A 9280-nucleotide genomic window follows, 5' to 3' on the forward strand; every position below is an offset into this window, starting at 1 on the left:
GTCGCGCAGGGCGGGCACGCCGAGCGCCTGCGCCGCCCGCTCGCAGGACTTCCGGCGGGCGGCGTACTCGCCGTCGGCGTGCCGGTGGGGAGCACGGCTGTCGACGACCAGCACCGCCAGCCCGGCGGCGTCCAGGTCGAACGGGATGTGCTCGACGGACTCGTCGCGGCAGTCGAGGAAGAGGGCGTGCCCCGCGCGGCAGCGGATCACCGCCGACTGGTCCATGATCCCGGTCGGCGCGCCGACGTAGGCGTTCTCGGCGCGCTGGGCCAGCCGGGGCTGCTTCTCGGCGGGCAGGTCCAGGTCGCCCAGGTCGACCAGGGCGGCCAGCACGGCGGCCTCCAGCGCGGCCGAGGAGGAGAGGCCGGAGCCGAGCGGCACGTCGGAGGTGATCGCCAGCCGGGCGCCGGGCACCCGGTGCCCCGCGTCCCGCAGCGCCCAGATGACCCCGGCCACGTACGCGCCCCAGCCGGTGACCCGGCCGGGCTCGGTGACCTCGTCGGCGCCGAAGCTGATCGTCTCGTCGGAGAGCTCGGACCAGACCGTCCAGGTGCCGTCCTCCTGCCCGGCGGCGGCGGCCACGGTGCGCAGCGGCAGGGCGAAGGGCAGCACGAAACCGTCGTTGTAGTCGGTGTGCTCGCCGATCAGGTTGGCCCGGCCGGGAGCCGCCCAGCGGCCGGCCGGCGGCTCGCCGTACACCTCGGTGAAGCCGGCGGTGGCGCGGTCGGCGACGTCCGCGTAAGCCGGCTCGGCGCGGTGCGTGGTCACGGCCGCCCCAGGATGTGCGTGCGGTAGAAGGTCCAGGCGTCGCCGACCATGTCGTGCAGGGTCGGCTTCTCCGGCACCCAGCCCAGCTCCTCGCGGGCCAGGGCGGCGGAGGCGACCAGCTCGGTCGGGTCGCCCTCGCGGCGGGGCGCCACCTCGACCGGCACCGGGTGCCCGGTGACCTTGCGGACCACGTCGACCACCTGCTTGACGGTGAAGCCGCTGCCGTTGCCCAGGTTGTAGATCCGGTGCTGCCCGCCGGTCGCCGCGCCGAGCGCCAGCAGGTGGGCGCGGGCCAGGTCGGCGACGTGGATGTAGTCGCGCACGCAGGTGCCGTCGACGGTGGGGTAGTCGTCGCCGAAGAGCTGGAGCTTCTCCCGCCGGCCGGCGGCGACGTCCAGCGCGAGCGGGATCAGGTGGGTCTCCGGGTCGTGCCGTTCGCCGAGCGCGACGTCGCCGGCCAGGTGCGCGCCGGCCACGTTGAAGTAGCGCAGCGAGACGGCGGCCAGGCCGTGCGCGGTCGCCTCGGAGGTGAGCGCCATGTCGACGGCGAGCTTGGTGGCGCCGTACGTGTTGGTGGGGGCCTTGACCGCGGTCTCCGGGATCGGCAGCTCGGTCGGGTTGCCGTAGACGGCGGCGGTGGAGGAGAAGACCATCCGCGGCACCCCGGCGGCCCGGACCGCGTCGATCAGGGCGAGCGAGCCGACCGTGTTGGTGTGCCAGTAGAGCTCCGGCTTGACCATCGACTCGCCGGCGGCGATCAGGGCGGCGAAGTGCAGCACCCCGTCGAAGCCCGCCTCCCGGGTGACCACCCGGCCGGCGTCGTGAATGGACGCGTCGACGTGCGTCGCGTCGGGGGCGAGCGCCTCGCGGTGGCCGGTGCGCAGGTCGTCCAGGACGACGACCTCGTGGCCGTTGTCGAGCAGCATCCGGGTCACCACGCTGCCGATGTAGCCGGCGCCGCCGGTGACGAGCAGTTTCACGTCGATTTCCTCCTGCCTGGCCGCCTGAAGCGCAGCCCCGTGGCGATCACCCTACGGCCGCCGGCGGTGCTTGCGCTTTCCGTCGCTCCCCGTCGACCCCGTCCCGCCATTCCATCATAAACTCTCATGATTAAACAGAGCCGAACACTTCGCGTACGCCGGTGCGAACCGCTCCGGCTGTCTACCATCACTGTCATGCGGGAAGCGGCTGGTCCCGGGCTCCGGCGACGCGCGCGGAGTCGACTGCGCCGCGACCCGGGGCCGCTGGCCCGGGCCGTCGCCCGGGTCGTCGTCCGGGCCGCCGACGGCGCCACCCGGCTGGTGACCGGCGTGCTCGGCGCCAGCCCGGCCGCCGGCCGGGAGCGGATCAGCGAGGACGAGCTACGCGACCTGGTCGCCGCCAACACGCTGCTCGACCCGGTCGAACGCCGGATCATCGACGAGGTGCTGGCCGCCGGCGCGAGCCTGGTCCGCGAGGTGATGATGCCCCGCACCGAGGTCGTCTTCCTCGCCTCCCGGTTGACCATCGCCGAGGCGGAGCGGCTGGTCCGGGCCGAGACGCACACCCGCTACCCGGTGATCGACGGCACCCACGACGACGTGGTCGGCTTCGTGCACCTGCGCGACGTGCTGCTCCGCCCCGACCTCGACCCGTTCACGACCGTGGGCGAGCTGACCCGGGAGGTCAAGCGGCTGCCTGGCAGCAAACGGGTGCTCGCCGCGCTGAGCGAGATGCGCCGGGAACGCCACCACCTCGCGGTCGTGGTCGACGAGTACGGCGGCACCGCCGGCATCGTCACCCTGGAGGACCTGATCGAGGAGCTGATCGGGGAGATCCACGACGAGTACGACACCGCCCCCGACCCGGTGCACGCCGGCCTGCCCGCCGTGGTGGACGGGCGGCTCAACCTCGCCGACTTCGCCGAGCGCACCGGGGTGACCCTGCCGCCGGGGCCGTACGAGACGGTCGGCGGGTTCGTGATGGCGGCGCTGGGCCGGCTCCCGCTCGCCGGCGACGAGGTACCGGTGGGCGCCGAGCCGGCCGGCAACGGCACGCCGGAGGCCGGCGACCCGTCCGGCGGCTGGCTGCTGCGGGTGCTCGCGCTGGAGGGGCGCCGGGTGGCCCGGCTCGCGGTCTCCGCCGTGCGCCTGCCCGAACCGCGGCGTGAGGTCACCGCCCCGCCCGTGCCCGCGGAGAGCCGACCCGCCGGCCCGTCATGACGTACGCCGGGTCTTGCTGACAGAATTGCCGGCATGTCCGACGTTCCCGCCCGCCCCCGCGTCTTCTCCGGCATCCAGCCGACGGCCGACTCGTTCCACCTCGGCAACTACCTGGGCGCGGTGCGGCACTGGGTGGCGTTGCAGGACACCCACGACGCGTTCTACTGCGTGGTCGACCTGCACGCGATCACCGCGGGGCACGACCCGGCGGTGCTTCGCCAGCGGTCCCGGGTGGCCGCCGCACAGCTCTTCGCCGTGGGCCTCGACCCCGAGCGGAGCACCCTCTTCGTGCAGTCGCAGGTGCCCGAGCACTCGCAGCTGGCCTGGGTGCTGGGCTGCATCACCGGGTTCGGCGAGGCCGGGCGGATGACGCAGTTCAAGGACAAGTCGCAGAAGCAGGGCAACGAGCGGGCCAGCGTCGGCCTGTTCACCTACCCGATCCTCCAGGCCGCCGACATCCTGCTCTACCAGGCGCAGGCGGTGCCGGTCGGCGAGGACCAGCGCCAGCACCTGGAGCTCTCCCGCGACCTGGCCCAGCGGTTCAACTCGCTGTTCGGGCAGACCTTCACCGTGCCCGCGCCGCACATCGTCAAGGACACGGCGAAGATCACCGACCTGCAGGACCCGACCGCGAAGATGTCGAAGTCGAGCTCCTCGCCGGCCGGCATCGTCGACCTGCTGGACGACCCGGCGCGGTCGGCCAAGAAGATCCGCTCAGCGGTCACCGACACGGGCCGCGAGATCGTCTTCGACACCGTGACCAAGCCCGGCATCTCCAACCTGCTCACCATCTACTCCGCGCTGAGCGGGCGGAGCATCGACGACCTGGTGGCCGCGTACGCCGGCAAGGGCTACGGCGACCTGAAGAAGGACCTCGCCGAGGTGGTGCGCGAGTTCGTCAGCCCGATCCAGGAGCGCACCCGCACCTACCTCGACGACCCGGCGCAGCTGGACAAGCTGCTCGCCACCGGCGCGGAGAAGGCCCGGACGGTCGCCGCGGCAACGCTGCGCACCGCGTACGAGCGGGTGGGCTTCTTCCCGCCGGTACGCGGCGAGTAGCGCGTCGAGCGCGGCAGGTGAGGGTGGAGGGGTCGGTGGCCGGAGGGGTGGCGCGCAGCGTGGATCGCAGGGGCGGGGCACCCGACGCCGGTGACACCATCCAGATCGGCATCGCGGTGGACATCCCGGAGCCGTGGGGCAGCACGCTGACCCGGCGCCGGGTGGAGGCCGGTGACCCGCAGGCCGTGCCCGCGCACGTGACGCTGCTCGGGCCGACCGAGATTCCGGTGGCGGCGCTGCCGGCGGTGGAGCGGCACCTGGGCTCGGTCGCCGCCGGCCACCTGCCCTTCACCCTGCACCTGCGGGGCACCGGCACGTTCCGCCCGGTGACCCAGGTGGTCTTCGTGGCGGTGGCCGCCGGGATCAGCGAGTGCGAGCTGCTCGCCGCGGCGATCAACGCGGCCCCGGAGCTGCGCCGCGAGGCACGCTTCCCCTACCACCCGCACGTCACCGTCGCGCAGGACGTCGCGCCGGAGGCGCTGGACAAGGCGTACGAGGACCTGGCCGACTTCTCCGCGATGTTCGAGGTGGAGGCGTTCACCCTCTTCTCGCACAGCGGGCAGGCCCGGTGGCAGCCGCGCCGGGACTTCCGGCTCGGCGGCTGACCCCCTGCCCGGGTCTGGTCGCCGCCTCGACCGGCACTGGCCGCTGGACGGTCGCGGGAGTCTGCCCGCCGGCCGACGAGCGCGCGCCGGCCGGGAGCGACGCGCGACGGCAGCCGGGTGTCCGCGTGACGACGAGGGATCGGCGAGGATGACGGCGTGAACGTGCTGGGCAGCGTGGAGGCGGCCATCGACCGTCGGATCACGGCGGCGCGACGCCGCTCCGGCAGGGTGGACCACCTGTGGCGGGCCGGCGTGCTCTACAACGACGTGCTGGGCGGACGGCTGGCCGCCGCGATCGCCTACTACGGCTTCTTCGCGGTCTTCGCGCTCGCCCTGGTCGGGTACTCCGTCTTCGGGGCGATCCTGGAGGACAACAAGGAGGTCAGTGCGGCGGCGGCCGACTTCCTGCGGGAGAACCTGCCCTTCCTCGACCCGGTGCAGATCGCCGAGAGCAGCGGCACGGTCGGCGTGATCGGCCTGATCATCCTGGCCTTCAGCGGGATCGGCTGGATGGAGGCGATCCGCTCCTCGCAGCGGCTGATGTACGGCCTCAACCAGCAGCCGGGCAACCTGGTGATCCGCCGCCTGGTCGACCTCGGGGTGCTGGTCGTCGTCTTCGTGCTGCTCGGCCTCTCGGTGGCGGCGGTCGACGCGCTGGAGTCGCTGCTGCGCTTCCTGCTGCGCAGCACCGGCTCGGTCGGCCTGACCACGGTGAGCGCGGTGCTCAGCGTGGTGGTCAACGCGGTGCTCGCCACCCTGCTGCTGGTGGCGGTGCCCCGGCTGCGGATGAGCCGGTCCCGGCTGCGCCCGGTGGTGCTGCTGGTCGCGGTCGGCATCACGCTGCTGAACACCGTCGGGCGTTACTACGTCGTCCGCACGGAGCGGAACCCGGCGTACACGGTGGTGGCCGGGGCGGTGGGGCTGCTGCTCTACCTCTACCTGCTCAACCAGCTCGTGCTCTTCGGCGCGGCGCTCGCCGCGACCAGCCGGCGCGGCCGGGTGGTCGACCTGGCGGAGGGCCCGGTGCCGGCCGACCTGGACCTGGACACCGACCCCGGCACCCCCGGCGGGGCCGGATGAGCGATCCCTTGGGAGCAGGCGTGCGGATCTCGGTCGACCCGGACTCGTCGGTGCCGCCGTACGAGCAGGTGCGCGGGCAGCTCGCCGAGCAGATCGGGAGCGGCCGGCTGCCGGTGGGCACCCGGCTGCCCACCGTCCGGCGGTTCGCGGTCGACCTGGGTCTGGCGGCGAACACGGTGGCCCGCGCGTACCGGGAGATGGAGGCGGCCGGCCTGTTGGAGACCCGGGGCCGGCACGGCACCTTCGTCGCACCCGGCCGGGATGACGCGCTGGACCGGTTGCAGCGGGCGGCGGCCGACTACGCCGCCGAGGCGGCCCGGTTGGGGGTGCCGCCGGCGGCGGCGCTCTCCCTGGTCCGTGCCGCGCTGGAGGCGGCGGGGCCGGGCTGACGACGGCAGCGGTCCGGCCGGCCGGCGTCGTCGGATGCGGGTGTCGCGGGCCCGCGACGCGACGCGCGTCCTGGTGAGGGACCGATCGGTGCGGCCCAGCGGCGGGATCCCGACAACGGAGGAAGAGATGAATAGGGCAAATGCCACCCGGGCCGCCGGTGGGACCGACCATGATGGGCCGGTGGGCGCACTTGTGACACTGGACCTGCCGGCCGACTCGCCGATGCTCGGCCTGCCGTGGATCATCACCTTCGGCCCGCTCGGCGACGTCGACGAGTGGGAACCGGTGGTCTGCGGCCCCTACGAGCGGCCGCACGCCCTGGCGCTCGCCGAGGCGGTGGTCGCCGAGGAGCAGTTGATGGCGGTGGTCGAGCCGCTGCTGCCGGCGATCAACCCGGCGGAGATCCGGGGTGAGATCGCCGCCGCCCAGATCGCCGCCGGGGACGAGGCGGCGCAGCTGGAGGAGAGCGACCTCTACGGCGACTTCGAGGACACCATCGACGAGGAGCTGGAGGCGGCGGCCGAGAGGCACCTCCACGCCGAGCCGCTCGCCCAGCCGAGCGAGGCGGAGCTGCGGGCCGGGTTCAGCCGGATCGCCGCGAAGCTGACCGGCATCGGGAAGTGACCGCCCGGCAGGGCCGGCGCCCGCACCGGACCTCTCCGGTGGCGCCGCTCCGGCCGGGAGGTGACGCGGCGCGGTTGCGGTTCGTGCCGACCGCGCGGCCGGCGCGCGGCTGACCGGTCGCGGGGCGGACCGCCGGGCCGGCGGTCACGGTCGCGTCGGGGCGCGGTCCAGCACGCAGAACTCGTTGCCCTCGGGGTCGGTCAGGACGACGAAACCCTCGTCGCCGGACTGCCCCACGTCGGTGGGCCGGGCGCCGAGGGCGATCAGCCGGGCCACCTCGTCGCGCGGGTCGCCGTCGGCGACGACGTCCAGGTGCAGCCGGTTCTTGCCGCGCTTGGGCGTGCCCGAGCCCTGAAGCCAGACCGTCGGAGCGCCGGCGGTCCGCAACGGGGGATACAGCTTCGCGCTGCCGTCGCCGCCGGCGTCGACCTCGTAGCCGAGGGCCGCCGCCCAGAACCCCGCCATCAGGTCGAGGTCGGCGACGTCGAGGGTGTACTGCGCCACGCGGACCACCATGCGACAGCCGTACCCGGCCGGGCGGAGCGGGACACCTGTTCCGGCGGACGCCGGCGCCCGGGGCACGAAGTCCCTGGGCGCCGGCGCCACCTCACCCCCCACCACAAGGGGTCGGTAGGCCCAGTCGCCCGTCGGCGCGGGGCACAACGGACGACCAGGTCGATGACGGGTTACCCGCTCAGCGCCGATCGAACCAGGCGGCCGCGTCGACTCCGAGCAGGTGGCCGGAGCCCTGCCCGGTGAGCGTCCCGCTGGCGACGATCGGCTCGCCGTACCCGTCGATCAGGGCCGGCGCACCGCTGATGTTGACCACGCAGGTCAGCACGGTGTCGCCGGCGGTGCGGCTGAAGGCGAGCACGCCCGGCCCGGTTTCCAGCCAGGTGACCCCGCCCGCTCCGGCTGCCAGCGCCGGGTGCTCGTGGCGGATCCGCAGCGCGGTGCGGTAGAGCTCCAGCGTCGAGCCGGGCACGTCGGCCTGGGCGGCGACCGAGAGGGCATGCCAGGTCGCCGGGGCCGGCAGCCAGCTCAGCTCGCTGCCGGCGGGGCCGAAGCCGTACGGGGCCAGTTCGCCGCTCCACGGGATCGGCACCCGGCAGCCGTCCCGGCTCTCGCCGGTGCGCAGGAACGCCGGGTCCTGGCGCAGCTCGTCCGGCAGGTCGAGCACCTCCGGCAGGCCCAGCTCCTCGCCCTGGTAGAGGTACGCGCAGCCGGGCAGGGCGAGCATCAGCAGGCTCGCCGCGCGGGCCCGGCGCAGCCCTTCGTCGCCGTCGCCGTAGCGGGTGACGTGCCGCTGCTTGTCGTGGTTGGAGAGCACCCAGGTGGTCGGCGCGCCGACGATGGTCGACTCGGCGAGCGCGGTGTCGATGACCTTGCGGAACGAGTCGGCCGACCAGGTGGCGTCGAGGAAGTCGAAGCTGAACGCCTGGTGCAGCTCGTCCGGGCCGATGTAGCGGGCGAGGCGTTGCGGCGTCTCGGCCCAGGCCTCGGCGACCGCCATCCGGCCGCCGGGGTAGCTGTCCAGGATCGGCCGCCAGGCGCGGTAGATCTCGTGCACCTCGTCCTGGTCGAAGTAGGGGAGCCGGCCCTTGCCGAGCAGCTCCACCTGGCGCTGGCCGGTGGTCATGGTGCTGAACCCGACGTCCGGCAGTCCCTCGGCCTTGATCATGCCGTGGGCCACGTCGATCCGGAAGCCGTCGACGCCCCGGTCGAGCCAGAAGCGCAGTACGTCCTCGAACTCGGCGCGGACCTGCGGGTGGCGCCAGTTCAGGTCGGGCTGGGCCGGGTCGAACAGGTGCAGGTACCACTGGCCGTCGTCCACCCGGGTCCAGGCCGGGCCGCCGAAGATGCTCTCCCAGTCGTTCGGGGGCAGCTCGCCGTTGGCGCCCTGGCCGTCGGCGAAGAGGTAGCGCTCCCGCTCGGCCGAACCCGGGGCGGCGGCCAGGGCGGCCTGGAACCACGGGTGCGCGCTGGAGGTGTGGTTGGGCACCAGGTCGACGATGATCCGCAGGCCCAGGGCGTGCGCGTCGGTGATCATCGCGTCGAAGTCGGTGAGGGTGCCGAACATCGGGTCGACGTCGCGGTAGTCGGCGACGTCGTAGCCGCCGTCGATCATCGGCGAGGTGTAGAAGGGGGTCAGCCAGAGCGCGTCCACCCCGAGCTCGCGCAGGTAGGGCAGGCGCTCGCGGATGCCCTGGAGGTCACCGACGCCGTCGCCGTCGGAGTCGGCGAAGCTGCGGACGTAGACCTGGTAGACGACCGCGGAGCGCCACCAGTCGTCGTCGGAGGTCAGCGGCGTGGGGTTGCTGACGGTCATCGGTGGCGTTCCCCGTTCTGTGGCGTCCGACGGCGGCACCCGGCGCGGGCGCGGGTGGTGGGCGGGTGTCTGAGCAGAATGCCGCCCTCGCACTGCAAGAGTCAAGCAGGTCTTGCGCAAGAAATGACGACCGTCACCGGGCGTCGGGCTCGCTCAGGCCGGCACGGCCAGCGCGGGCGGCGCCGGGTGCCGCCGCGCCGCCCCGCCCCGCCCGGGCCGCGCGG

General features: G+C 73.9%; 10 protein-coding genes. 6 read left to right on the top strand and 4 right to left on the bottom strand.

The genetic code is table 11. The features are described 5' to 3' along the window. Nucleotides 1–768: galactokinase (locus NCC78_RS22260; RefSeq protein ID WP_284706343.1), on the bottom strand; the 768-nt coding region annotated here is incomplete at its 3' end. Then, complete coding sequence (galE, locus tag NCC78_RS22265) at nucleotides 765–1748, bottom strand: UDP-glucose 4-epimerase GalE (RefSeq protein ID WP_250796797.1); 984 nt, start codon at nucleotides 1746–1748, stop codon at nucleotides 765–767. The genes NCC78_RS22260 and galE, both read right to left, overlap by 4 nt. A 195-nt stretch (nucleotides 1749–1943) precedes the next feature. Between galE and NCC78_RS22270 the strand changes: the two genes are divergently transcribed. From NCC78_RS22270 to NCC78_RS22295, 6 genes are all read left to right on the top strand, one after another. Then, nucleotides 1944–2969, top strand: a complete 1026-nt coding sequence (locus tag NCC78_RS22270; protein WP_250796798.1) for a hemolysin family protein — start codon at nucleotides 1944–1946, stop codon at nucleotides 2967–2969. Nucleotides 2970–3002: 33 nt separating this feature from the next. Beyond that, nucleotides 3003–4028 (top strand): tryptophan--tRNA ligase, encoded by a 1026-nt coding sequence (gene trpS / locus NCC78_RS22275; RefSeq protein WP_250796799.1) that lies wholly within the window; start codon nucleotides 3003–3005, stop codon nucleotides 4026–4028. Between the two features lie 17 nt (nucleotides 4029–4045). Beyond that, nucleotides 4046–4633 (top strand): 2'-5' RNA ligase family protein, encoded by a 588-nt coding sequence (locus tag NCC78_RS22280; protein ID WP_250796804.1) that lies wholly within the window; start codon nucleotides 4046–4048, stop codon nucleotides 4631–4633. A 156-nt stretch (nucleotides 4634–4789) separates the two neighbouring features. Continuing rightward, a complete protein-coding gene (locus NCC78_RS22285) occupies nucleotides 4790–5713 on the top strand; it encodes a YihY/virulence factor BrkB family protein (RefSeq protein ID WP_250796806.1) in 924 nt (307 codons plus the stop codon). A 20-nt stretch (nucleotides 5714–5733) separates the two neighbouring features. Continuing rightward, nucleotides 5734–6102, top strand: a complete 369-nt coding sequence (locus tag NCC78_RS22290; RefSeq protein WP_250796807.1) for a GntR family transcriptional regulator — start codon at nucleotides 5734–5736, stop codon at nucleotides 6100–6102. A 181-nt stretch (nucleotides 6103–6283) separates the two neighbouring features. After that, entirely contained in the window at nucleotides 6284–6727 is a 444-nt protein-coding gene (locus NCC78_RS22295) for a hypothetical protein (protein ID WP_250796808.1), read from the top strand. Between the two features lie 144 nt (nucleotides 6728–6871). On the opposite strand, the gene NCC78_RS22300 is transcribed toward NCC78_RS22295, so the two are convergent. Both NCC78_RS22300 and NCC78_RS22305 read right to left on the bottom strand, forming a co-directional pair. Next, nucleotides 6872–7243: a VOC family protein gene (locus NCC78_RS22300; protein WP_250796810.1), complete on the bottom strand. Its 372-nt coding sequence runs from the start codon at nucleotides 7241–7243 to the stop codon at nucleotides 6872–6874. 178 nt (nucleotides 7244–7421) lie between these two features. Then, nucleotides 7422–9056: a glycoside hydrolase family 13 protein gene (locus NCC78_RS22305; protein ID WP_250796811.1), complete on the bottom strand. Its 1635-nt coding sequence runs from the start codon at nucleotides 9054–9056 to the stop codon at nucleotides 7422–7424. Between the last annotated feature and the right edge of the window lie 224 nt (nucleotides 9057–9280).

Source organism: Micromonospora phytophila, assembly GCF_023656545.1.
GTDB lineage: Bacteria > Actinomycetota > Actinomycetes > Mycobacteriales > Micromonosporaceae > Micromonospora > Micromonospora phytophila.